The sequence below is a fragment of the Endozoicomonas sp. ALB032 genome, assembly GCF_049310125.1.
Classification (GTDB): domain Bacteria; phylum Pseudomonadota; class Gammaproteobacteria; order Pseudomonadales; family Endozoicomonadaceae; genus Endozoicomonas_A.
The window spans coordinates 1,667,864-1,692,823 of sequence record NZ_JBLYNW010000001.1 but is presented as its reverse complement, the minus strand read 5'-3'; the positions used below and the strand labels follow the sequence as shown (position 1 = coordinate 1,692,823).

The following is a 24,960-nucleotide window of genomic DNA, read 5'->3' as shown; positions in this document are numbered from 1 at the left end:
GCTGCAGTCCATAAGGCCATTAGCACTTGGTCTGAAAGAACAGAGAAGAAGATTAAAAATAAACTTCGTCAAGACTTTCAAGAGCACCTCTCTCAGCATCACTACTTTCAGGGTCATCCATGACCGCATCACAACTTTCAGAGTCGCTACTACCCGGGACACTTATGCCAGAGTCAGTTCTGCCAGAGTCACTTCTGTCAGATTCACTTCTGTCAGATTCACTGATGTGAGAATCATTACTGTCAGAGTCATCACTGCCAGAATCATTGCTGTCAGAGTCATTGCTGTAAGAGTTAAGAGGGGTCTTCATAGCAAAATCATACTTAGACCTGAGCATATCGACGAAATCTCGCAAGTATGATATCCGCTCTTCCAGGTGTTTCTTTTGCCTCTCTTTTTGTTCTGTTGCTGCCTTGCCATGGTTGCATTCATCATTATGCCGATTAGCATTGATGAAAATATTGCACTCAAGGCATGTCAGCATTCTGTTTGATTGTACCAGAAGGTGGTCAAATCCTGTGCAGAGCGTTACCATTATGACCTGGTAATCATTTTGATCAGTAAACGTTTTTGGTAATTTTTGTTCTATGTATTTTTCTATGGCCAGAAGCAATTCTTGAAATAATTCAGGATTTTCATTTCCCGGGTTGTCTTTAGCGTCGCTTAGGATCTTTTTGAATATTTCAAATAATTGTTGTTCTTTGCCTTCATTGTCGGTAATGGTTTGATCCCAGTTTGACTGGTAGAAATAATCCGTCATGTTGTTAATACATTCACTTGCAGATTGTATAACGTAAGGATCAAGCATCAGGCTTATGGCATTAATAAAATTGATGAACTGACTATTAGAGGCAACTAATTCGGGTTTTTTTTCACCATATTCTACGATCAGTCTTAACATCCGGATAGCTGATATCATATTACGCTGATAAACCGGCATTCCGTTATCAATCATGCCATAGTTGAGCAGAGTAGAAGCAACTAATAGCCGGTAACTGGCTGGTGTCTCGAATTCTACAATTTTTGAGTTATCTTTCAATTGTTGCAAAAAATCAAAGCGCATTCCTTCCAGCACTCCCTTGCCAATGAAGATCGAAGCTGACTCTTTAACATTTGCTTTTAAAACTTCGTAATCTTTTATGGGTTCTTTTATACCTAAAAGATCACCTTTTATGGCATCGAGTTTCTCGATACCAGACAGGGCGGCAGCGTGAAGCAGGAATGAGTTAAAAAAAATGTTAGCCACTTTAGGGGAAACTGCATTTGAATTGATGGCGGTATAATAAGTCACCAACAATATCGCGAGCCTGAATTTGTCTACTGGCTTGGTAATATCGACAGGTGATTGAGTGCCCTGGATAGAATATAGAACTTCTATTATGTCATCCTGCTTATGGTCCGTCACAACACCGAGAGCTTTTGTCACGTGCTCAATCATGTCTGCAACGGTCAGGCTCTCATTGGGAGGTGTTATCGGTAGGTATCTCAACATAGCGTTCATGATTTGCCTGCGTTCTTCAGTGCTTGTATTCAACGTTTGGATTATGTCGGTAATTTGTGCATGGGTCATTGGTGGCAGCGGAATTTCCATTATAGGCTGCGGCTGCAGTGCTCCAGCCCCCTCCGATTCTTCTGAATGCTCATCCGTTATTTCGACTTGCTCATTTTCATGGTTCATTGCAAAGATGAGTTGGGTGGTATCCGGATTGAGAAAAAAAGGAGTGGTGCTTCCTAAATAAGCGTTATGGTTAATCAAATCGTTCAGGTAATTTGACGCTTTTGTCGTTTTTTCTCTAACAAATCTCTCATCCACTGGTGTCAATAAAGTATGTACTGCCAGCAGTTTTGAATAGGGGTAGACCATAAAGATAAGGCCAAGGCAAGCAACAACCGACCGATAGGCCCTGCCACGATGGAAGAATATCGATTGTTTTGTTGTTTTGGGTAATCGAGAAGTGGAGTTACTCATCAACCTCTGCCTTCTTTGGGTAATGAATGCCCTGATAAAGTAGTCTATAGATTGCAGCAGTACTCAATTTGAGTGCCTGTGAATGTCAAACCTTAATCTGTCTGCATCATACTGGAAGCGATTTGTGACAGTGGCAAAGAGAGCGTAGGATTTAAACTCACGGGCCGGGACGCCGCAGGACACCTGACGATTGCCACTGAGCTTATGAGGCAGGAACGGATCTATACCACCTGCACCTGGGAGCCAGCAATTTGCTGGGAAGGCTTCTGGTAGCAATCGGTTTTAAAGAACAGGAAGAAAATTAAAAATAAAATCCGTCAAGTCTCTCAAGACCGCTTCTGTCAGCATCACTACTTTCATCATCACCTAAGTTAGCATCACTACTTTCAGCATCATTTCTTTCAGAAGCCTCAATGTCGGTATCACTATTTTCAGCGTGACTGTTTTCAGTATCACTGCTTTCAGAGTCACTACTGCCGTAGTCAATACTGGCATAGTCAATATTGCTATAGTTATTATTTTCGTAGTCACTGCTGTCGTAGTCATTGGGAGTAATGATAACAGATTCATATTTAGACCAGAGCAACTCAACGAAATCCTGTAAGAATAATATCCTTTCTTTCAGGTGTTTTCTCTGCCACTCTTGTTTGCTGAGTTCTTCTTGTCTCTTTAGTGCTTTGTCATACTTAGCTTCATTAGTCTGCTGATTGGCATTGATGACAATAGTCGCCTCAAGAAATTCCAGTATCTTGTCTGACTGTTCCAGTAGATCTTCAAATCCTGTGCAGAGGGTTGCCAATATAACCAGGTAATCATTTTGATCCACGAACGTTTTTTGTAATTGTTGCGCCATGTATTTTTCAATGGCCAGAAGCAATTCTTGAAATAAATCAGGACTTTGATTTTCCGGGTTGTTTTTTGCGTCGGCTAATACTTTTTCGAATATTTGAAATAATTCCTGTTCTTTGCCTCTGGAATCAGTAATGGTTTGCCCCCAGTTTGATTGACTAAAATAACTCGAAATCTTGCCAACATGTTCATATGCGGATTGTATAAGGAAAGGATCAAGAATCAGGTTTATGGCATCAATGAGACTCACAAATTGGCTATTTGAGGCAACTAATTCAGGTCTTTTTTTGTAATATTCTTTTACCAGACTGTACATGCGTCTGGCTGATTTGACATTACGCCAATAAATGGGGATTTCGATCTTATTAACGTCATAGTTCAGCAAAGTGGACGCGGCTATTAGCACTGAATCGACTGATGTCCAGGATATTTCAGCTTCTGAGAGATCCTTCATATGTTGCAAAAACTGAAGGTGCATTTCATCCAGCACCTCCAGGCCAACCAGGAACTTGGCAGATTCTTTAGCATTTTCTTGTAAAGCTTTGTGGCCCAGTATTGGTTTTTCTGCACCTAAAAGGTCACCTATTCTGGCATGGAGACTTCTTATACCAGACAAGCCAGCGGCGTGAAGCAGGAATGAGTAAAAGAAGAAATAAGCCGCCTGAGGAGATGCCCCATTTGAATGGATGGCAGTATAGTAACTCACCAACAACATCGCGAGACTCTTTTGATCTTCTGGTTTGGTGATATCGACAGAAGATTCGGTACCCAGGATGTGAGTCAGAACTTTTATCATCACATTCTGGTCGTCGGTCATTATTACATTGAGGCTTTTTATCACTTGCCGAATCATGCTTACAATGGTCAGACTCTCATTGGGGAGGGTTGTCGGGACGTAGCTCAAGATAGTGTTCAGAGTGCCTTCTTCAAGGCCTTCATTTAAACCTTCGATAATGGCAGTAATTTGAGCATGGGTCATGGGCGGAAGGGGAATATGCATTAAAGGCTGCGGCTGCGACGCTACAGCCCCCTCTAATTCTTCTGAATGCTCATCCATTCCTTCGGCTCGCTCATTTGCATAGTTCATGGCAAAGATAAGCTGGGTCGAATTCGGATTTAGAACAGATGGAGGGATTTTTCCTATGTAAGCATTATGGTTAATCAAGTCATCCAGGAAGCCAAAGGATTTTGTTGTTTTGTCTTCGATAAATCTGTCGTCTACTGTCGTTAATAATGTACTTTCTGCCAGCAGTTTTGAACAGGAGCAAGTCATAATGATGAGGCCCAGGAACGCGGTAATTGAGTGATTAGTCTTGTCAGGGTGGAAAAAAATCGATCGCTTTGCTGATCCAGGTAATCGAGAAATTGAGTTGCTCATCAACATCTGATTTCACCAGTTTATTAATGACTTGAAAAAGTAGTCTAAGGATCGCTTCTGCGCCAAATTTTAAGTACCTTCCCCGGAACGTGGCAACTGCTCCTGCGTTGATCTGGTTCCTGCACCTTCATCCTCAATTTTCTGCTGACCTCGCTAAGGGGTCGCCGAGACGGGGTCGCCGAGACGGGGTCGCCGAGACGGGGTCGCCCAGACGGGGTCGCCCAGACGGGCGCTATTCTCGGTCAGGCTTCTAGTGAGGCGTTACCACTCTCAAAATCTTGATTTCAGAGTCATCGCTTTGAGAGTCACTGGTATCAGAATCATAAGGATTCTTCATGGCAAAGTCGTAGTAAAACCTGAACCAATCGACAAAATCAATAAAGTAATCTACGCGTTCTTTCAGGTGTTTTCTCGTCTTCCCATCTTTGTTGAGCTCTATGCCTTTTTTCCCCTTTGCTGCTCCTCTATGCACGGCATCATCAGCCTGTTCATTGGCATTGGTGTCAATAGTTGGCTCAAGCATTGACAGCTTCATGCGTGCATGACCCAGCAGGTCCGCAAATCCTGTGCCGAGGGTTACCATTATGACTTGGTAATCATTTTCATCAGCAAACATGTTTTTCAATTGATGTGATATGTATTTTTTTATGGCTACAAACAATTCTTTAAATAATTCAGGATTCTCATTGCCCGGATTGTCTTTTGCGTCGGTTAATATATTTCTGAATATTTCAAATAATTTCTGTTCTTTGCTCATTATGCCTCTAATCTCAGTAGAGGTTTGATACGACTTTGATTTACTAAGATAACTCGATATATTGTGAATAAGTGCAGTTGCAGATTGTAAAGTGAAAGGATCAAGAGTCAGTCTTATGGCATTAAGCAAATTAATGAACTGACTATTCAAGGCAACCAGTTCAGGTTTATTTTCACCATATTCCTTTATTAATATCAACATTCGTTCTGCTGAATTTATATGGCACTCATAAAGTGATTCTTCGTTCTCATTAACGTCATAGTTGAGTAGACTGGAAGCAGCTATTAGCTGTAAATCGTCGGCTGATGTTCCGAATCTATCAGCTTCCAGAGGGTTCTCCATTTGTTCCAAAAAATCAAAGCGCATCTCTTCCAGCGCCACCAGTGCAGAGAAGATTGAAGCAGACTCTTTGAGTTTGGCTTTTAAAATTTCGTGAGCTTCTATTGGCTCATCTGTACCTAATAGATCACCTTTTTTGGCATCAAGTCTTTCGATACCAGACAACTGAGTGGCGTGAAGCAGGAATGAGTTAAAAAAAACATTAGCTGCTCGAGGGGATGCTCCATTTGAATGGATAGCTGTATAGTAAGCCAGCATCAACGTCGCGAGTCTCCGTCGATCTTGTGGTTTGGTGATATCGACAGGTGATGTGGTACCCTGGATAGAAGATAGAACAGTTACCATGACATTCTGGTTATCCTGAACCGTAATGTTGAGAGTTTTTATCAATTGCTGCAACATAATTAGAATTGTCAGGTCCCCATTGGGAGGGGTCGCCGGAACATAGCTCAACATAGTGTTTAGGGTGGCTTGATTAAAGCCTGTATTCAAGCCCTCGATAATAGTAGCGACTTCTGCAAGGGTCATTGGTGGGAGAGGTATCTGCATTAAATGCTGCGGTTGTTGTGCTCCAGCTCCCTCCGATGCTTCTGAATCCTCATCCATTTTTTCACCTTGCTGATTTTCATGATTCATGGCGAAGATAAGATGAGTTGTATTCGGGCTGAGAGCAGAAGGAGGGTTTTTCCCTATATAAGTATTATGGTTAATCAAATCCTCCAGGAAGCCAGACTCTTTTGTCATTTTTCCTATAATAAATTTCTCCTCCACCGGTGTAGAAAAAGGATTTCCTGCCAGCAATTTTGAACAGGGGCAAGCCATAGCGACGAGGCTGAGGGTAGCTGCAACCCACTGATTGGTGTTGTTACGACGGAAAAGTATCAATCGCTTTACTGTCTCAGGTAATCGAGAAACGGAGTGACTCATCAACATCGGCCTTCTCTATTTTATAAGTGCCCTGATAAAGTAGTCCATGGATTGCAGCAGTACTCAATTTTACGAACAGGTCAGATCCGGTCACGCCGTCTTCAATATAGGTTTGTGCCTGAGCATGGAATGACCGCCTGAAACCAATACCGCTTCCGAGTCGAACGTTCTCCGGGAAACCTGATGGTGGCACTCGGTCTGAAAGCAGGGAAGATGAATAAAAAATTAAACGCCGTCAAGACTTGCTCTGTCGGCATCACTACTTTCAGTATCAAGAATTTCAGTATCACTACTGTCAGTATCACTACTGTCAGAGCTATAAGGGGTCTTCATGATAAAATCATAGTTAAGCCTGAACCAATCAACGAAATTATCCAAGTAATTTATCCGTTCTTTCAGGTGTTTTAACTTCTTCTCTTCTTCGCAGAGTTCATTTCCCTTTTGTGCCTTTGCTGCCCCGTTATATTTGGCTGCATTAGCCTGTTCATTGGCATCGGTGACAATAGTTGCCTCAAAAAATAGCAACATCTTGTGTGATTGTTCCAGCAGGTCCTCAAATCCTGTTCCGAGGGTTACCATCATGGCCTGGTAATCATTTGGATCAATAAAGGTATTTTGTGATTGTTGCGATATGTATTCTGCTACGACCAGAAGCAAGTCTTTAAATAATGCGGGGTTTTCATTCCCCGGGTTGTCTTTTGCGTCGGATAGTACCTTTTTGAATATTTTAAACAATGTCTGCTCTTTGCCTTCTTTGCCTGCAGACTCAGTAATGGTTTGATTCCTATTAGAGTTACTGAGAAAACTCGTCAGGCTGTCAACATACTCACTTGCAGATTGTATATCGAAAGGATCAAGAGTCAGGCTTATGGCATGAATGAAACACAGGATTTGATTATTCGAGGTAATTAATTCAGGTTTTTTTTTATCATATTCTCTTATCAGCCTTAACATTCGTTTATACGATCTTATATTACGCTCACAGATAAACATTTCATTTATATTAACTGCATGATTGAGCAGTGAGAAAGCGGCTATCAGCAGTGGATTAACTGATGTCCCGGGTTCATCAGCTTCTAAGGAATCCTCCAATTCTTGCGAAAACGCAAGGCGCATTTTTTCCAGTGATTTCAGAGCAGTGAAGACTGAAGCAGATTCTTTAATATTCCCGTTTAAGACTTCGTGATCTTCTATGGGTTTTTTTGTGCCTAAAAGGTCATCTTTTTTGGTATAAAGTCTCTCAATACCAGACAAGCAAGCAGCGTGAAGCAGGAATGAGTTAAAAAAAACACGAGCTTCCTGACGGTTAGCTCCACTTGAATTGATGGCCGTATAGTAAGCGACCATCAACATCGCGAGGCTCTGTTGTTGTTGTAGTTTGGTTATATCAACAGGAGATTGGGTGCTCTGGATAGAATATAGAGCATTTATTACCTCATCCTGGTTATAGTTAGGCAAAATGTTGAGTGTTTGTGTGATTTTTTGAATCATGCTTGCAAGGGTCAGGTTCTCATTGGGGAGTGTTACCGGTACGTAGCTCAACATAGTGTTCAGGGGAGGCAGGGAGTCTTCATCAAGGTCTGAATTCAGGACCTGAATCATAGTAGTAATTTGTGCATGGTTCATTAGCGGGAGCGGAATGTGCATTAAAGGCTGTGGTTGCTGTGCTCCGGCTCCTTCTGATTCTTCTGAATGCTCATCCTTTTTTTGGTCTCGTTCATTTTCATGGTTCATGGCAAAGATAAGATGGGTCGAATTTGGATTGAGAACAAAGGGAGTGGTTCTTCCCATGTAGGCATTATGGTTAATCAGGTGATCCAGAAAGCCAGACGATTTTGTGCTTTTATCTTCAAAAAATCTCTCCTCCACTGTCGTTGATAAAGTATTTTCTGCCATCAGTTTTGAATAGGAGAAGACCATAATGATGAGGCCAATGGAAGCAGCAACCGACTGATTAGCCTTGTCACGACGGAAAATTGTCGATTGTTTTGCCGTTTCAGGTAATCGCGAAATCGAGTTAACCATCAACATTTTTCTTCTTCAGATAATGTATGCTCTGACAAAATAGTCCACGGATAGCAGCAGTGCACAATTTCAAGGGTACGATAGTCCAATACTGAACAGCCAGCTCCGTTTTGCAGATACAAGGAATTATGAAGACATAGGGCTTTGTGATTCAATGGCTGTTCATCAAGACTTTTGCATAAGACAAGGCGGCCAGGCCGCAGGCTGGAATTCCGTGGGTGAGGCGATTAGCAAAAATGCTGAAAAACAACAAGCCATTGCCACTGGCATGGCAGAAATTTACCGACCGAAACCGCAGCCACTTCGGAGCTGGCAGAACGCTGGGAAGCCTGGTGGCACTCGGTCAGTATGAGGATTAGAGCTTAACTTCCTTCAAGACTGCCTCTTTCATCACCATTACTACTTTTATCAGCATCATTACTGCTTCCGTCAGCATCATTACTGCTTCCGTCAGCATCATTACTGCTTCCGTCGGCATCATTACTACTTCTGTCAGCATCATTACTCTCAGAGTCTCCAACGTGGGAGTTATTGCTGTGAGAGTCATAAGGCAACGTCATGTCAAAATCATAGTTAGATCTGAGCCAAATGACGAAATCTTGCAAGTAGTTAATCCTTTGCCCCAAATGTTTCCTCTTCTTCTCTACTTCGCTGAGCTTCTGTCCTTCTTGTCCTTCTGCTGCCTTGTCATCTTTGGCTCCATCAATCTGCTTATCAAATATTTCCAACATATCATTTGATTGTTCCAGAAGGTCGGCAAATCCTGTGCCGAGAGTTACCATTACGACTTTGTAATCATTTTCAGTGAACGTTTTTTGTAATTGCTTTTCTATGTATTCTCGCAGGGCGTGAAGTAATTTTTTAAATAATTCAGGCCTTTCATTTCCGGGGTTATCTTTTGCGTCGCCTACTACCTCTTTGAATACTTCAAATATGCTCCGCTCTTTGCCTTCAGAGTCAGTAATAAGATGATCCCAATTTAGTGCAGAAAAATAATGCGACAGGTTGTCAACATGCGAACCTGTGAATTGGATAACGAAAGGATCAAGAAGCATGCTTATAGCATGAATCAAAGTCATAAACTGACTGTTCCAGGCAACCAGCTCAGGGTTGCTTTCACCATGTACCCCTATTAGTTTCAACATTCGCTCGTGTGATTTTTTATTACGTTTATAAAGCGGTATCCCGTTCTTATCAACACGATAGTTGAGTAGACTGGTAGCGGCTGTGAGCTTTGGATCAAGAAGTGCGTCAGTTTTTTCAACCTCTGCGTAATTATCGAGCTGAAGCAAAAAATCACGGCGCGCTTCTTCCAATAATTTAAGGGTAGAAAAGACTGAGCCGGATTCTTTAACATTTGCTTTTAAAACTTCGGAATCCTCTATGGGTTCTTTTGAACCTAAAAGGTCTTCTTTTTTGGCATGGAGTCTCCCGATACAGGACAAGCCGACAGCGTGAAGCAAAAATGAGCTAAAAAAAGCCTGAGTGGTTTGAGGAGATGTTCCATTTGAATTAAGGGCTGTATAGTAACTCACTATCAACATCGCGAGGCTCTGTTGCTGTTGTGGTTTGGTTAAATCAACAGGAGATTCGCTGCCATGGATATCATACAGAGCGCTAATCAAACCATTCTGGACTTCGTTGACATTTATACTGAGTGTTTCTATCAAATGCTGAATCATGTTCGCAATTGTCTGGCCGTGAACGGGAGGGGTCTCCGGGATGCCCTCCAGCATAACGTTCACGGTGTTGACATTAAGGCCTGTATTCATACCTTGAATAATGTTGGAAACTTGGGAAGGGCTCATTAGCGGGAGTGCAATCTCGATTAATGACTGCTGTTGCGGTGCTGCAGCTGCCTCCGGCTCTAACGAGTTCTCATCTTTTTTTTCGTCTTGCTCATTTTCATAGTTCATGGCAAAGACAAGATGGGTCATATCCGTGCTGAGAGCAGCTGGAGGGACTTCCCCCAAAATTGAGTAATGGTTAATGTAGTTGTCCAGCAAGCTGGAATCTTTTGTCGTTTTATGGCCAACAGATATCTCCCCCCCCGGCGTTGGTAGAGGACTGTCTGCCAGCAGTTTTGAACATGGGCAGGCCATAGTGATGAGGCCAAGGACAGCAGCAACCCACTGACTAGCCCTGTCAGGACGGAAATGTACCGATTGTTTTCCTGTTCCGGGAAATCGAGAAATGGAGTTACTCATCAACATCTGCCTTCTTTAATTTATGGATGCCCCTGATAAAGTAGTCTACGAATCGCAGCAGTGCTCAATTTTAACCGACAGGCGGCCCCGGCCTGATCGTCCAGCCAACTCGGTTTTCTGGAAGTTACCGGGAGCGCAGGGCTTCGTGCTCCTCATGATGCACCTCATGACACCCATTTCTGCGTGAGTCACGAGGAGGGGGATTGTCAAATGACTGCGGTTGTTTTGCTCCAGTGCCTTCCGAAGTTTCTGAATGTCCTGATAGAGTAGTCCCCGAATTGCAGTAGCGTATGAAAGTGCATACAGCTCAGTTAATTTCCTGACCTTCAATGGATTAGGTACTAATCACTGTGCTGCTCTGTATTTTTCTGAGTAATAATTAGGGGACTCGCAAGGAGTTGGTAAGGTATCTCATATGAAACGAGCAATTGTCCTGGTGATGGATTCGTTCGGGATTGGCGCCAGTGCTGATGCCGATCAGTTTGGTGATGCAGGCTCCAATACGATTGGCCACATCGCCAGGACCTGCGCACAGGGCGAGGCAGACATTGGTCGACGGGGTATACTTGAATTGCCAATGCTGGCCAGTCTTGGTCTGTTGCACGCGGCTAAAGATTCCTCAGGAGCTTTTCCCGCTGGCATGAACACCAATGTAAAGCTGATCGGTGCCCACGGTTACGCCAGGGAAATTTCCAGTGGCAAGGATACTCCCAGTGGCCATTGGGAAATGATGGGCGCTCCGGTGTTGTTTGACTGGGGCTACTTCAAAGACGTGGAAAACAGCTTTCCACAGGCGCTGCTGGATCAACTGGTCGAGAAAGCCAGCCTGCCCGGTGTTATTGGTAATTGTCACGCCTCAGGAACTACCATTCTGGAAATTCTTGGTGAAGAACACATGCGCACTGGCAAGCCTATTGTTTATACATCGACTGACAGCGTTTTTCAGATTGCCTGCCATGAAGAGACTTTTGGTCTGGAAAGACTCTATGAAGTCTGCAAAATCGCCCGTGAGCTGCTCGACCCTTACAATATTGGCCGTGTCATTGCCCGTCCCTTCACAGGTGATGATGCCGGTGACTTCCAGAGAACAGGAAATCGTCGGGACTACTCGGTTCTGCCTCCGGCTCCCACGCTGCTGGATAAGCTGGTGGGCAGCGGTGGCGAAGTGGTCAGTGTCGGAAAGATAGCGGATATCTTCGCCCATCAGGGCATTACCAGAACCTTGAAAGCGACCGGCATTCCTGCTTTGTTTGAAACCACTATGCAGGCGCTGGAGTCAGCCGGAGATCGCTCCCTGATCTTCACCAACTTCGTCGATTTTGATTCATCCTTTGGCCATCGTCGTGATGTGGCGGGTTATGCCCGGGCTCTGGAGGAGCTGGACGCTATGATACCGAGACTGCTCAACGCCATGCAAAAAGACGATGTGCTGATCATCAGTGCTGACCATGGCTGCGATCCCACCTGGCACGGTACCGACCATACCAGGGAACACATACCGGTACTGGTCTATGGCAAAAAGGTTCCACCGGTTTCTCTGGGTGAACGGGAAACCTTCGCAGATATCGGTCAGAGTCTGGCCAGTTTCTTTGATCTGGAGTCCATGGATTACGGGACCAGCTTTCTGCCATAAACAGAGCTGACTGTTAACAGCTACCCTGCTGCCCCATGGCCCGCTTTTTGAAAAGCCCTCAAGAGGAATAAAATGACCCCTCATATTCATGCCAAACCCGGTGCTTTTGCCGACGTCTGCCTGATGCCCGGTGACCCACTGCGTGCCAGGTATATTGCCGAGAACTTTCTGGAAGGTGCTGAACTGGTAAACGACGTCCGTAATATGTTTGGTTACACCGGAGCATATAAAGGTCGTCGTGTATCCGTGATGGGTTCCGGGATGGGCATTCCTTCGGCCTCCATCTACTACAAGGAACTGATTACTGAGTACGGTGTAGACAAGCTGATTCGTATTGGTTCCTGTGGTGCTATCTCTGCCGATGTGAAGCTGCGCGACATAGTGATTGGTATGGGGGCGTGCACCGATTCCAAAGTGAACCGTATCCGCTTTAATAACCATGACTTTGCAGCTATTGCAGACTTTGGCCTGCTGGAGAATGCGGTTAAGAGTGCCCGTGACAAAAAAATGCCGGTAAAAGTAGGCAACATTTTCACTTCGGATCTTTTCTACAGCCCGGAGACACATATATTCGACATCATGGAAAAGCACGGCATTCTGGGTGTTGAAATGGAAACCGCAGGCCTTTATGGCGTATGTGCTGAGTACGGTGCCAAAGGTCTGGCTATCTGCACTGTCAGCGATCACATTCGCAAGGGTGAGGCCATGTCTCCCGAGGACAGGCAGATATCCTTGAACGAAATGATTGTGTTGGCTCTGGACTCTGTGCTGTCGGGAGACTGATTCTCGTTGTTCCAGTCCGTGTTCCATAAAAAACCATCAGCAACCGTGTGGCTACTGATGGTTTGTTAACAATTCATCCAGGCTCTGGTTTAAGTCGCCAATGGATGCACATCCTCACCTACGGCTGGTATGCCAGCCAGGAAAGCCGCGCAGGAAAGCCTGATGTTCGCTGCAACGCGTTATTGCCTTAATTGTATTCTCCAGATCAAAAACAATGCCCAGTGCAGTGGGTATAGCCAGCATCGGGCCCGTAGAAAGGGCAACGATTGTCTTGGAGGCGAAACCACCCAATACTCTGGCGCGCTCAGCCGATTCTTCAGAGTATTGATTGACAGACTGGGGCTCAAAAGCTGTTCTGAACAACGTGTTGGAGAGCTTGGCTCCGCCAACGATAGCAGAACCACCCACGGCACCCACAGCGCGTCCACCAAAATGGCCAATAACTCTGCCGGGCACACCGGCGAGTCTGGATGTAAGAATACAGATACCTTTTAAAATTTCTCCCGATGTTATCATAGTCATTCCTCCTTGATATATGACCCCGCTGGTGAGCAGGGTTTCGTGAGCATCATAAGGATTCTTCCAGATGGGGTGGAGAATTACACTGACAGGGCTGTCAGGTAGACTAACAGGCAGTGGAACTGCCATACAGAAGCCCAGATATTAATGTTTTCCATACCTTTACAAAGTGTTCCACAGCGTATCAAAGATGATTTGCTGAGTGTTGGCGATCTCAATAGAATCGATCACAACAGCAACGGGGTAGTCCATCGAGGCCAGGGAGATCATGGCGACTTTTGGGGGGTAAATAGCAATATAGCTGGCATCAATTTTACCGGTGGCATTGATCCATTTGCGCTCAGAAAGCTCGGCATCCTCGCCACCTTCACCAATGGCAATGACCCGGACATTAATACCCTTGCGGATACGCTGCTGGGTATAGTTTGGAAATGGGCGATAGAGATGCTGCCGGATCGGTTTGGATGAGAAAATGGAGTAGTTTTTATCATTTTTTTTGGCGACCGTGTTCAGTATATCCTTAAGAACGAACTCGATACCGCTGTCTCCCTCATAAAAGCGGACGTTTCCGGTATTGAAGTCAGGTTTAAGCTGATTCAGTTGCGGGATCAGCTTTTGTTTCATCTCTTCAATGCTCTGTTCCAGAGACTGCTTTTTCTCTTCTGCCAGATCCAGCAGCTTTTCAGGAGGCTCTGCACAGAAAACCCGTCTTTTTCCTTTCGGGAAGTAACTGACAATACCCTTACCCGCCAGGCCTTTCAGGGTCTCATAAGTGGTGCCGCGATTAATATCCGCTTCGGCCGCAATATCACGGATAGAGGCGGTTCCCAGCTTCAACAGGGCCAGATAAAGCTTGATTTCCTTCTGGTCGAGCCCCAGCTGTTTCAATGTGTCCAGGTTCATATTGTCAATTTTCCAATGACAAACACAGTTGTGTTTCAGTCTGTATAGGATAAGCTAAATTGAATACCGCAGAAAAGTGTCACTTTTTCTTATGACATGGGTTGTAGGAAAAGGGCACCTGTTTCTGATGTTTCCTGCTGTTATTTGCCCTGACTGCTGTCTTCATGCGTTCATTGAAAAGTAATGAGCTCAGGCTAAGAGATTCAAAGATTTTTCCGGGGGCGGTGAACCATGTCGTTTTGCCGTGGTTTTTTGCTTTTTATTTTTTCCCCGGCAGGTAACGCAGAGAGAACTCTGAATGATCAAGAGACTATTGTTAAGAGCTAATCATGAGAGCTGATATCGTCATTCTTGCTGCTGGTCAAGGCAGCCGTATGAAATCTAACCTTCCCAAGGTTCTTCATCCCATTGCCGGTAAACCGATGCTGGAGCATGTCATTCTCAGTGCCCTGCAAACCCAGCAAGTGATTGGCAAGGGTGAAATTCATGTCGTGATTGGTCACGGTGCAGACAAGGTAAAAAGTGCCCTGGGACACTATGACCTGAATTGGGTTGAGCAAACAGAGCAGCTTGGGACAGGTCATGCTGTTCAGCAGGTTGTACCAGGTTGCGAAGGTGCTGATGTCGTGCTGGTGCTCTATGGTGATGTGCCGCTGATACATTCCTCTACGCTGCAATCCCTGCTGGCCGCCAGTAACGGTGAGCGTCTGGGTCTGCTGACCATCAATCTGGCTAACCCATCAGGCTATGGTCGTATTGTCCGGGATGATGCTGGCAGTGTGCTGGCTATTGTTGAAGATAAAGACGCAACGCCTGAACAGCTGGCTATAAACGAGGTGAACACCGGTATCATGGCCATTCCCGGCAGCAAGCTGGGTGAGTGGGTCATGGGACTGGATAACAACAATGCCCAGCAGGAATATTATTTGACGGATGTCGTGTCTAAAGCCGTGTCTGAAGAGACCCCCGTGGTGCACGTTCAACCGCAAAAGGCTACCGAAGTCGAGGGAGTCAACAGCCGGGTTCAGCTGACAGAACTGGAGCGGGCTTTCCAGCAACAGCTGGCTAACGCCATGATGACCGGCGGTGTCACCATTATTGACCCTGCCCGGCTGGATATTCGTGGTGATGTCAAAACCGGCAAGGATATCCTGCTGGATGTCAACGTGATTCTGGAAGGAGAAGTCGAGATTGCCGATAACGTAGTCATTGAGGCTGGCTGTATCATCCGCAATTCCAGAATTGGTGAAGGTGCTGTCATCAAAGCGCACTCGATTCTTGAGGATGCAGAGGTAGCCGCTCACTGTGAAGTAGGTCCTTTTGCACGACTGCGTCCGGGTACTCAACTGGCAGAAAATGCCAAAGTGGGCAACTTTGTCGAAATCAAAAAGGCATCCATCGGTGAGGGCAGCAAGGTCAATCATCTGACCTATATAGGCGACGCTGAAATAGGTGCGGGTGTCAACGTCGGAGCGGGTACCGTGACCTGTAACTATGATGGGATTAACAAACACAAAACCGTCATTGAAAATAATGCTTTCATCGGTACCAACAGTTCACTGGTTGCACCGGTTACTGTTGGTAAAGGTGCCACTACAGCGGCGGGTTCAGTGATTACCCGGAACCTGGACGAAGACCAACTTGGGGTAGCCCGGAGTCGTCAGAAAAACATTGACGGCTGGCAGCGTCCCACCAAAAAGAACTGAATATCAGGCAGAACACAAATCAAAGGTAGAAAATTATGTGTGGCATTGTCGGTGCTGTAGCGCAGAGGGATGTGGCGCCCATTCTGTTAGAAGGTTTACGTCGTCTGGAATATCGCGGATATGACTCTGCAGGTGTCGCCATCATCGCTGCCAGTGGCGAACTTCAACGACTTCGCAGAACCGGAAAGGTCTCCGAATTGAGCGAAGCGATCAATGAGTCTCAGGTGCCTGGTGGCACAGGTATTGCGCATACACGCTGGGCGACCCATGGAGAGCCCAATGAGCGCAACGCTCATCCCCATGTCTCTGGCGAAGATATCGCTGTGGTTCATAACGGTATTATTGAGAACCACGAGTTACTGAGGAACTATCTGGAGCAAGAGGGCTACACCTTTGTCTCTGACACAGACACAGAAGTTATTGCCCATCTGGTCAGCCACGAACTGAAAAGTACTGACAGCCTGATCGCCGCCGTTCAGGCAGCTGTGCCCCGGCTGGAAGGTGCTTATGGCATGGTCGTTATGGATCGCAAAGACCCGGAGCGGCTGGTGGTTGCCCGTTCTGGCAGCCCACTGGTCATTGGTCTGGGACTGGGTGAAAACTTCATTGCCTCCGATCAGTTGGCGCTGTTTCCGGTGACTCGTCGTTTTATTTTCCTGGAAGAAGGTGATGTGGCTGAAGTGACCCGTACAGAGGTGTCTGTCTTTGATACGGATGGCAAAAGCATTACCCGTGCCGCCAGAGAAAGTAATCTTGAGCACGATGCCGGTGACAAGGGGCCATACCGGCACTACATGCTCAAAGAAATTCATGAGCAACCCGATGCCATTGCCAACACACTGGAAGGCCGACTGGGTGAGACAAAGTTGAACCTCGACATACTGGGTAAAAACGGTATCGAACTCCTCAATAAAACCAAAGCTATCCAGATTGTTGCCTGTGGCACCAGTTACCATGCCGGCATGGTAGCCCGTTACTGGTTTGAGGAGCTGGCCGGAATCCCCTGTCGTGTAGAAATTGCCTCAGAGTTCCGCTATCGCAAATTCTTTGTGCCTGAAGACTGTCTGTTCGTCACACTTTCCCAGTCAGGAGAAACGGCCGATACTCTGGCAGCTCTGAAACTGGCTAAAGAGATGGGTTACATGGCTTCCCTGAGTATTTGTAATGTTCCGGGTTCGTCCATGGTTCGTGAATCTGATATGGCCTTGATGACCCGGGCCGGAGCTGAGATCGGCGTCGCCTCAACCAAAGCCTTCACGACTCAGCTGGCCGCCCTGCTGATGCTGGTAACGGCCATTGGTCGCCACACCGGAATGACCGAAGAACAGGAGACTGAAGTCGTCAAAGCCCTGAGAGAATTGCCTCATATCATCAGCAGTACGCTGGAAATGAGCAGTGAAATTGAAGCGGTCGCTGAAGATTTTGCCGACAAACATCACAGCCTTTTCCTGGGGCGCGGCACTCAATACCCGATTGCCATGGAAGGTGCGCTGAAGCTGAAAGAAATCTCCTACATCCATGCAGAAGCCTATGCGGCGGGTGAATTGAAACACGGTCCATTGGCTCTGATTGATAACGATATGCCCGTAATTGTGGTGGCACCCAACAACGACCTGTTGGAAAAGCTGAAATCCAATATGGAAGAAGTACGCGCCAGAGGTGGCCAGCTGTTTGTCTTTGCAGACCGCCATGCCCGTCTGGTAGCAGGCGACGGAATTAAGGTATTGCCATTAGAGACAGCACCGGAAGTCGTTGCTCCCATTCTCTACACTGTACCTCTGCAACTGTTGTCCTACTACGTGGCCATTATCAAGGGAACGGATGTCGATCAGCCTCGTAACCTGGCCAAGTCTGTGACGGTGGAGTAATCTGGACTGTTGCCCGTTTTGTTGTTGTCGGTGGACATTAAAGTTTGGTAAATCACATTCCCCCCGTGTCAGAATAGATGTCGCCTCTTTTGATTCATGACTCTCAGTAACCGAGAGTATTGAGAAAGAGGCTGTTATATCGGACTGAGTGTGCTGTTCATGGATCAGCATATTTCACCGGCTGTCTACACCAGCGGTGGTCAGGCCGGTGATTATGTTTATCGGCCCTGACCTGGCTTCTGCTGCCGGTGGGTTAGTATTAGCTGACTTTTCTCCCACCGATACAATTGATGATGAGTCTCAATTTTTAAACAGAACGGCGTAATTCGGATTAGAGTTCAATTTTTTTTCAAACTTGCCAACATCTATAGCAGGTTCATCTTGATTGTCTTTGATATTCACTAACTCACGAAATGTTCCAAGACCAAGTTCATCAATTAACAGATCAACGATTTCATAATTTATTCTATAAAAGGAAAATAATTTGTGCAGAGGTGTGCAGCCATTGTTGTCTTTTAGTTTGAGTAACTCAACCAGATCAATGCGATCTGTTTTTGTCCGGCATAGGCGCTGCAGAATATTTTTTTGTGTTGATCCAGCCCTCGAGCGACGTATTCCTCCTTCTGCATTCAAGAGTACATGTAAAGGGGTTGAGCCATCGTTTTCCGAATGACTTTGCAAAAACGAGGTTAATCCATAGATTTTATCCAGCCATTCAACTGTATCAATCATATTTTTCTTATCTACGTAATTTTCACTAATAAGATTGCTCCTGAAAATAATATGCAATAAATTTTCACCAGTCTTCGGGTCTGTTTTTTCAAGAAAGGCTTTGCCTGAACCCTCCGGTCTTTCCACGATTGGCTCAAGGATATCTTTATAAACAAGCAAGTATAAATTATTACTCCCACCCAGTTCAGGCAAAAGCAACTCTCTTATCTGCTCCAGTGTCATCATTTTAATGATCTTCTGAAATATCGGCCTACTCAACATCATTTCTTTTTTGGCACTTTCACTTTCAAAAAAAAACGTCCCCCAGGGATAACGTTCATCAGGGCTATTGATCTCAAGCCAAGCAGTAGTAAACCGTTCCAGGATCTGAATCAATGGGCTTTGCTCTCCGTTCAACGGACTTAAAGCCCACTTGACAAAAGCATCTTTATCACCCCTATTCTCCTGTACCATAAGTAACGGCAAATGATTTTTCCCGGGGTATTTTTTTGTATAGAAGCTATGTTCAAATATATATGTAATAGCGTCTGTACATTGAGATGGGGTTGTTTTGCTGAAATCAGCTTCTGCAAGCTTCTTACCCTGCTTGTAGAGGTTAGCTAAAAAATATTTATAATGATCTTTAGACACATCCTTTATTAATTGTGAATCCCTGATTTGGCTTAGGTAATAAGAGGCATCTTTCATGCGATCAGCTTTTGATGCAATCTTATATAATTCAGCCGCGAGTAGATCCCGTTCGGTTCCGCTGTCGGTATCTGTCAGCATTTTGTTGAACCATTGCAGACTAACTCCTTTTTCCAAAATGTGCTGGAACAGGTTTTTTTGGTGTTTTGACCTGTAAAGTAAGAGTTTAATTCGTAATTGCGGGTCAGTAATCTGTGTCCAGAGATATTCAGCCAGTGACATATTTTCTTTGTTCAAGGCAACTACTATTGGATTTCGCTCTTGCTGTCTGAGTGCTCGATCGCTACTCACGGCAGATTGCTCCCAAATATTTGCATCACCAATAACCAGTTGATTCCGTTCGCTGGAATGCATATCACGTATTATGTCTTTCACCTCATCACTGTGAAAAATTTGATTGTGGACTAACAGCTGTTGAAATACGGAATCGCCTTTTGCATTGGGCAAAGACAATACTTTAAATCTCAATAATGCAGATTGGATTAACTTGACAATACGCATAACAGTAACTGAATGATTTATTTCAAAGCACTTGTGCAACAGTGACTTGCCCGTTTCCACTTCCCATTTACAAAGTTCAAAAAGCTGGTTATCACTAAGTTTTGCCGCAATTAATTTTAAAAATTCCCAGCTGTGTACGTTTTTACAGGCCGTCAGAAAAACAGACTCATTCTTTTTGCCGGCAAATCTGAGCGCATCCAAAAAATCTTGATCATGCAGAAAATCTGACAGATAATTTAAACGCTCCCAGTATTTCTTATTACTTAGAGCCTTTCCTAGCACGTAATTCCCAAAATTAACAAACATGAACTGTAACAAGCTTTCATCAATATCGGGACCACCCTTCAGGAGTTTTTCTATCAATTCCCTGTTTTGTGTGAGAGCGGTATAAAACAGATATGTACTTTGATTATAAAGGCAGGCATATGCAATAGGAGGAGCATGATTATTTACCTTAAGGGTTACCATTTCCAGAAGTGTTTCCCTACCTAATTTCTGCTCCAGCTGCTTGAATAGTGACTCTTCTATAACGGAGCTGGCATAATGCAATAGTGTCAGACCATTATCGACAGACTTTAAAAGCGTAATCCGCAACTCTTCCGTACTCAGCCGGTCAAATAAACACTTGAAAAAAACTTTGTTTGCCTCGGATTCCCTGGCTGCTTGCAAAAGTAAACTGGCGTGATTCTTGGTATAATGTTTAGTTAGAAAAGATCTAGGGGCTTCAGCCATCAAAAGGCTTTTGATCTGATCTTCTCTAAGTGCATATAATTGTTTCTCAAGTGTTGGATGGTCATTTTCTTGCAAAGATTCATAGATTTGCCCGAAACAATCAAACCAAGGCCTTATTGTTTCGGTGTTATTGCTTTCAGAATGGGGTCTATAATCAAGCCCGGTAGCCGGTATTTTAACAATCTCTTCTGCAGGCATGCATGCAGCACTTGAACTTTGCAGCTTGGCCAGTCGGGTATCTGCCAAGGATAAGTCCAGCATATCCACCTTCCTTTCTAAGCCTGTTTCTGCATAAGGCTTTGATGAAGTCATACCTTCTGGTTTAGTATTTGGAACTAACTGCTCATTTTTGAAGGGTAAAACTTTAGATTCTGGCATTTTTTTAGAGATTTTACCGCTCTGTGAATGATCGTCTGTAGAATTTGTCATCCTTTTTCGAGCAGTTTCATCTAAGACGAACTGAGAATTGGTTGATTTAATAGTATCCATAAGAATTATCTCCTTTTCTTGTGTATAAAATAACTAGATATAGCAATCGAGCCTTGTAACCACGCTATTGTTCGGCAATCTGTGTACCAACGTGGCATTGGTGCTCCTCGCAATACCAGCTATTACTGTTCGTTTCCTTGACATGCTCATTACGGCAGTTAGAAAGCAGGACAATAGTATTTGACAGTTACAATGGCTTTTAGTTCCCTGGAATTGAATTCAGCAGCATTTTTATGTAAGTGCTCATTTGAGGACGTCTTCAAAAATCACAACTTGACTGCCAGACTTTCTCCTGCAAACAACGCAGGAGATGCGAAACATGAATCAACCGACAAGAAGCGCTTGAAATTGCAATCGCTTTGCTTTTTGGGTTGCTGAACTGACGGAGTTTTTCAAGATAGATGTCGCCTCTTTTGATTCATGACTCTCAATAACCGAGAGTATTGAGAAAGAGGCTGTTATATCGGATTGAGTGTGCTGTTCATGGATCAGCATACTTCACCGGCTGTCTACACCAGCGGTGGTCAGGCCGGTGATTATGTTTATCGGCCCTGACCTGGCTTCTACTGCCGGTGGGTTAGTATTAGCTGACTTTTCTGCCACCGATACAATTGACGATGAGTCTCAATTTTTAAACAGAACGGCGTATTTTGGATCAGAGTTCAATTTTTTTTCAAACTTGCCAACATCTATAGCAGGTTCATCTTGATTGTCTTTGATATTCACTAACTCACGAAATGTTCCAAGACCAAGTTCATCAATTAACAGATCAACGATTTCATAATTTATTCTATAAAAGGAAAATAATTTGTGCAGAGGTGTGCAGCCATTGTTGTCTTTTAGTTTGAGCAACTCAACCAGATGAATGCGATCTGTTTTTGTCCGGCATAGGCGCTGCAGAATATTTTTTTGTGTTGATCCAGCCCTCGAGCGACGTATTCCTCCTTCTGCATTCAAGAGTACATGTAAAGGGGTTGAGCCATCGTTTTCCGAATGACTTTGCAAAAACGAGGTTAATCCATAGATTTTATCCAGCCATTCAACTGTATCAATCATATTTTTCTTATCTACGTAATTTTCATTAATAAGATTGCTCCTGAAAATAATATGCAATAAATTTTCACCAGTCTTCGGATCTGTTTTTTCAAGAAAGGCTTTGCCTGAACCGTCCGGTCTTTCCACGATTGGCTCAAGGATATCTTTATAAACAAGCAAGTATAAATTATTACTCCCACCCAGTTCAGGCAAAAGCCACTCTCTTATCTGCTCCAGTGTCATCATTTTAATGATCTTCTGAAATATCGGCCTACTCAACATGATTTCTTTTTTGGCACTTTTACTTTCTAAAAAAAGCTTCCCCCAGAGATAACTTTTATCAGGGCTATTGATCGCAAGACAAGCAGTAGTAAACCGTTCCAGGATCTTAATCAATGGGCTTTGCTTTCCGTTCAACGGACTTAAAGCCCACTTGACAAAAGCATCTTTATCACCTCTATTCTCCTGTACCATAAGCAACGGCAAATGATTTTTCCCGGGGTATTCTTTTGTATAGAAGCTATGTTCAAATATATATGTAATAGCGTCTGTACATTGAGATGGGGTTGTTTTGCTGAAATCAGCTTCTGTAAGCTTCTTACCCTGCTTGTAGAGGTTAGCTAAAAAATATTTATAATGATCTTTAGACACATCCTTTATTAATTGTGAATCCCTGATTTGGCTTAGGTAATAAGAGGCATCTTTCATGCGATCAGCTTTTGATGCAATCTTATATAATTCAGCCGCGAGTAGATCCCGTTCGGTTCCGCTGTCGGTATCTGTCAGCATTTTGTTGAACCATTGCAGACTAACTCCTTTTTCCAAAATGTGCTGGAACAGGTTTTTTTGGTGTTTTGACCTGTAAAGTAAGAGTTTAATTCGTAATTGCGGGTCAGTAATCTGTGTCCAGAGATATTCAGCCAGTGACATATTTTCTTTGTTCAAGGCAACTACTATTGGATTTCGCTCTTGCTGTCTGAGTGCTCGATCGCTACTCACGGCAGATTGCTCCCAAATATTTGCATCACCAATAACCAGTTGATTCCGTTCGCTAGAATCCATATCACGTAATATGTCTTTCACATTATTATTACTGTAAAAAAAATCATTTTCGACTAACAGCCGTTGAAATACGGAATCGCCTTCTGCATTGGGCAAAGACAATACTTTAAATCTCAATAATGCAGATTGGATTAAATGGACAATTCGCATAACAGTAACTGAATGATTTATTTCAAAGCACTTGTGCAACAGTGACTTGCCCGTTTCCACTTCCCATTTACAAAGCTCAAAAAGCTTGTTATCACTAAGTTTTGCCGCAATTAATTTATAAAATTCCCAGCTGTTTACGTTTTTACAGGCCGTCAGAAAAACAGACTCATTCTTTTTGCCAGCAAATCTGAGCGCATCCAAAAATTCTTGACCAATCAGAAAATTTGACAGATCATTTAAACGCTCCCAGTATTCCTCATTATTTAGACCCTTTCCTAGCACGTAATTCCCAAAATTAACAAACATGAACTGTAACAAGCTTTCATCAATATCGGGACCACCCTTCAGGAGTTTTTCTATCAATTCCCTGTTTTGTGTGAGAGCGGTATTAAACAGATATGTACTTTGATTATAAAGGCAGGCATATGCAATAGGAGGAGCATGATTATTTACCTTAAGGGTTACCATTTCCAGAAGTGTTTCCCTACCTAATTTCTGCTCCAGCTGCTTGAATAGTGACTCTTCTATAACGGAGCTGGCATAATGCAATAGTGTCAGACCATCATCGACAGACTTTAAAAGCATAATCCGCAATTCTTCCGTACTCAGCCGGTCAAATAAACACTTGAAAAAAACTTTGTTTGCCTCGGATTCCCTGGCTGCTTGCAACAGTAAACTGGCGTGATTCTGGGTATAATGTTTAGTTAGAAAAGATCTAGGGGCTTCAGCCATCAAAAGGCTTTCGATCTGATCTTCTCTAAGTGCATATAATTGTTTCTCAAGTGTTGGATGGTCATTTTCTTGCAAAGATTCATAGATTTGCCCGAAACAATCAAACCAAGGCCTTATTGTTTCGGTGTTATTGCTTTCAGAATGGGGTCTATAATCAAGCTCGGTAGCCGGTATTTTAACAATCTCTTCTGCAGGCATGCATGCAGGACTTGAACTTTGTAGCTGGGCCAGTCGGGTATCTGCCAAGGATAAGTCCAGCATATCCACCTTCCTTTCTAAGCCTGTTTCTGCATAAGGCTTTGATGAAGTCATACCTTCTGGATTAGTATTTGGAACTAACTGCTCATTTTTGAAGGGTAAAACTTTAGATTCTGGCATTTTTTTAGAGATTTTAACGCTCTGTGAATGATCGTCTGTAGAGTTTGTCATCCTTTTTAGAGCAGTTTCATCTGAGACGAACTGAGAATTGGTTGATTTAATAGTATCCATAGGAATTATCTCCTTTTCTTGTGTATAAAATAACTGGATATAGCAATCGAGCCTTGTAACCACGCTATTGTTCGGCAATCTGTGTACCAAGGTGGCATTGGTGCTCCTCGCAATACCAGCTATTACTTTTCGCTTCCTTGACATGCTCATAACGGTAGTTAGAAAGCGGATAACGGTATTTGACAGTTACAATGGCTTTTAGTTCCCTGGAATTGAATCCAGCAGCGTTTTTATGTAAGTGCTCATTTGAGGACGTCTTCAAAAATCACAACCTGACTGCCAGTCTTTCTCCTGCAAACAACGCAGGAGATGCGAAACATGAATCAACCGACAAGAAGCGCTTGAAATTGCAATCGCTTTGCTTTTTGGGTTGCTGAACTGAAATATTATGACTATCGTGTTTTTTCTCTACTTGTTTGGATTTATTCATGGGATTGTCCTCTTGCTGTATAGAAAAAAGTTAGAGGCAAGCGGATGAAATTGGCAAT

15 protein-coding genes are annotated in these 24,960 nt (G+C 44.0%); 4 read left to right on the top strand and 11 right to left on the bottom strand.

Annotation, left to right across the window (positions count from 1 at the left end):
• Positions 1-52: 52 nt before the first annotated feature.
• The 6 genes from ACO6VG_RS05615 to ACO6VG_RS05590 form a co-directional block, all read right to left on the bottom strand.
• The gene (locus ACO6VG_RS05615; RefSeq protein ID WP_422473104.1) at positions 53-1,969 is read right to left on the bottom strand and encodes a hypothetical protein; all 1,917 of its coding nucleotides are present in this window, start codon (positions 1,967-1,969) and stop codon (positions 53-55) included.
• Between the two features lie 301 nt (positions 1,970-2,270).
• Positions 2,271-4,091 (bottom strand): hypothetical protein, encoded by a 1,821-nt coding sequence (locus ACO6VG_RS05610; RefSeq protein WP_422139367.1) that lies wholly within the window; start codon positions 4,089-4,091, stop codon positions 2,271-2,273.
• A 355-nt stretch (positions 4,092-4,446) separates the two neighbouring features.
• Complete coding sequence (locus tag ACO6VG_RS05605; protein WP_422473102.1) at positions 4,447-6,219, bottom strand: hypothetical protein; 1,773 nt, start codon at positions 6,217-6,219, stop codon at positions 4,447-4,449.
• Positions 6,191-6,412: a hypothetical protein gene (locus ACO6VG_RS05600; protein WP_422136005.1), complete on the bottom strand. Its 222-nt coding sequence runs from the start codon at positions 6,410-6,412 to the stop codon at positions 6,191-6,193. Before ACO6VG_RS05600 ends, ACO6VG_RS05605 begins: the two co-directional genes overlap by 29 nt.
• A gap of 32 nt (positions 6,413-6,444) precedes the next feature.
• On the bottom strand, positions 6,445-8,250 hold the full coding sequence (locus tag ACO6VG_RS05595; protein WP_422136004.1) for a hypothetical protein: 1,806 nt from the start codon (positions 8,248-8,250) through the stop codon (positions 6,445-6,447).
• A 356-nt stretch (positions 8,251-8,606) separates the two neighbouring features.
• Positions 8,607-10,451, bottom strand: coding sequence for a hypothetical protein (locus tag ACO6VG_RS05590; RefSeq protein WP_422473100.1), 1,845 nt, complete (start codon positions 10,449-10,451; stop codon positions 8,607-8,609).
• A 415-nt stretch (positions 10,452-10,866) separates the two neighbouring features.
• On the opposite strand from ACO6VG_RS05590, the gene ACO6VG_RS05585 reads away from it, so the two are divergent.
• Positions 10,867-12,084: a phosphopentomutase gene (locus ACO6VG_RS05585; protein WP_422136002.1), complete on the top strand. Its 1,218-nt coding sequence runs from the start codon at positions 10,867-10,869 to the stop codon at positions 12,082-12,084.
• 72 nt (positions 12,085-12,156) lie between these two features.
• Positions 12,157-12,867, top strand: a complete 711-nt coding sequence (deoD, locus tag ACO6VG_RS05580; protein ID WP_422411267.1) for a purine-nucleoside phosphorylase — start codon at positions 12,157-12,159, stop codon at positions 12,865-12,867.
• Positions 12,868-12,981: 114 nt separating this feature from the next.
• On the opposite strand, the gene ACO6VG_RS05575 is transcribed toward deoD, so the two are convergent.
• Complete coding sequence (locus tag ACO6VG_RS05575) at positions 12,982-13,383, bottom strand: hypothetical protein (RefSeq protein WP_422136000.1); 402 nt, start codon at positions 13,381-13,383, stop codon at positions 12,982-12,984.
• 165 nt (positions 13,384-13,548) lie between these two features.
• On the bottom strand, positions 13,549-14,289 hold the full coding sequence (locus ACO6VG_RS05570; RefSeq protein ID WP_422139362.1) for a TrmB family transcriptional regulator: 741 nt from the start codon (positions 14,287-14,289) through the stop codon (positions 13,549-13,551).
• Between the two features lie 329 nt (positions 14,290-14,618).
• On the opposite strand from ACO6VG_RS05570, the gene glmU reads away from it, so the two are divergent.
• Both glmU and glmS read left to right on the top strand, forming a co-directional pair.
• Entirely contained in the window at positions 14,619-15,995 is a 1,377-nt protein-coding gene (glmU, locus tag ACO6VG_RS05565) for a bifunctional UDP-N-acetylglucosamine diphosphorylase/glucosamine-1-phosphate N-acetyltransferase GlmU (RefSeq protein WP_422473098.1), read from the top strand.
• 35 nt (positions 15,996-16,030) lie between these two features.
• Complete coding sequence (gene glmS / locus ACO6VG_RS05560; RefSeq protein WP_422473096.1) at positions 16,031-17,863, top strand: glutamine--fructose-6-phosphate transaminase (isomerizing); 1,833 nt, start codon at positions 16,031-16,033, stop codon at positions 17,861-17,863.
• A gap of 300 nt (positions 17,864-18,163) precedes the next feature.
• Here the strand turns inward: glmS and ACO6VG_RS05555 are convergent, their stop codons facing one another.
• The 3 genes from ACO6VG_RS05555 to ACO6VG_RS05545 form a co-directional block, all read right to left on the bottom strand.
• On the bottom strand, positions 18,164-21,004 hold the full coding sequence (locus tag ACO6VG_RS05555; protein WP_422473094.1) for a hypothetical protein: 2,841 nt from the start codon (positions 21,002-21,004) through the stop codon (positions 18,164-18,166).
• Between the two features lie 624 nt (positions 21,005-21,628).
• Complete coding sequence (locus ACO6VG_RS05550; protein ID WP_422473092.1) at positions 21,629-24,472, bottom strand: hypothetical protein; 2,844 nt, start codon at positions 24,470-24,472, stop codon at positions 21,629-21,631.
• Between the two features lie 64 nt (positions 24,473-24,536).
• Positions 24,537-24,734 carry a hypothetical protein gene (locus tag ACO6VG_RS05545; RefSeq protein WP_422135994.1) on the bottom strand — a complete coding sequence of 66 codons (198 nt, stop codon included), beginning with the start codon at positions 24,732-24,734 and terminating at the stop codon, positions 24,537-24,539.
• Between the last annotated feature and the right edge of the window lie 226 nt (positions 24,735-24,960).

Bases quoted from the DNA above. Each gene is read 5' to 3' on its own strand.
- ACO6VG_RS05605 (WP_422473102.1), bottom strand. From the start codon at position 6,219: ATGAGTCACTCCGTTTCTCGATTACCTGAGACAGTAAAGCGATTGATA.
- glmU (WP_422473098.1), top strand. From the start codon at position 14,619: ATGAGAGCTGATATCGTCATTCTTGCTGCTGGTCAAGGCAGCCGTATG.
- ACO6VG_RS05555 (WP_422473094.1), bottom strand. From the start codon at position 21,004: ATGGATACTATTAAATCAACCAATTCTCAGTTCGTCTTAGATGAAACT.
- glmS (WP_422473096.1), top strand. From the start codon at position 16,031: ATGTGTGGCATTGTCGGTGCTGTAGCGCAGAGGGATGTGGCGCCCATT.
- ACO6VG_RS05610 (WP_422139367.1), bottom strand. From the start codon at position 4,091: ATGACTTGCTCCTGTTCAAAACTGCTGGCAGAAAGTACATTATTAACG.
- ACO6VG_RS05550 (WP_422473092.1), bottom strand. From the start codon at position 24,472: ATGGATACTATTAAATCAACCAATTCTCAGTTCGTCTCAGATGAAACT.
- ACO6VG_RS05570 (WP_422139362.1), bottom strand. From the start codon at position 14,289: ATGAACCTGGACACATTGAAACAGCTGGGGCTCGACCAGAAGGAAATC.
- ACO6VG_RS05585 (WP_422136002.1), top strand. From the start codon at position 10,867: ATGAAACGAGCAATTGTCCTGGTGATGGATTCGTTCGGGATTGGCGCC.
- ACO6VG_RS05590 (WP_422473100.1), bottom strand. From the start codon at position 10,451: ATGAGTAACTCCATTTCTCGATTTCCCGGAACAGGAAAACAATCGGTA.
- ACO6VG_RS05615 (WP_422473104.1), bottom strand. From the start codon at position 1,969: ATGAGTAACTCCACTTCTCGATTACCCAAAACAACAAAACAATCGATA.
- ACO6VG_RS05595 (WP_422136004.1), bottom strand. From the start codon at position 8,250: ATGTTGATGGTTAACTCGATTTCGCGATTACCTGAAACGGCAAAACAA.
- deoD (WP_422411267.1), top strand. From the start codon at position 12,157: ATGACCCCTCATATTCATGCCAAACCCGGTGCTTTTGCCGACGTCTGC.
- ACO6VG_RS05575 (WP_422136000.1), bottom strand. From the start codon at position 13,383: ATGATAACATCGGGAGAAATTTTAAAAGGTATCTGTATTCTTACATCC.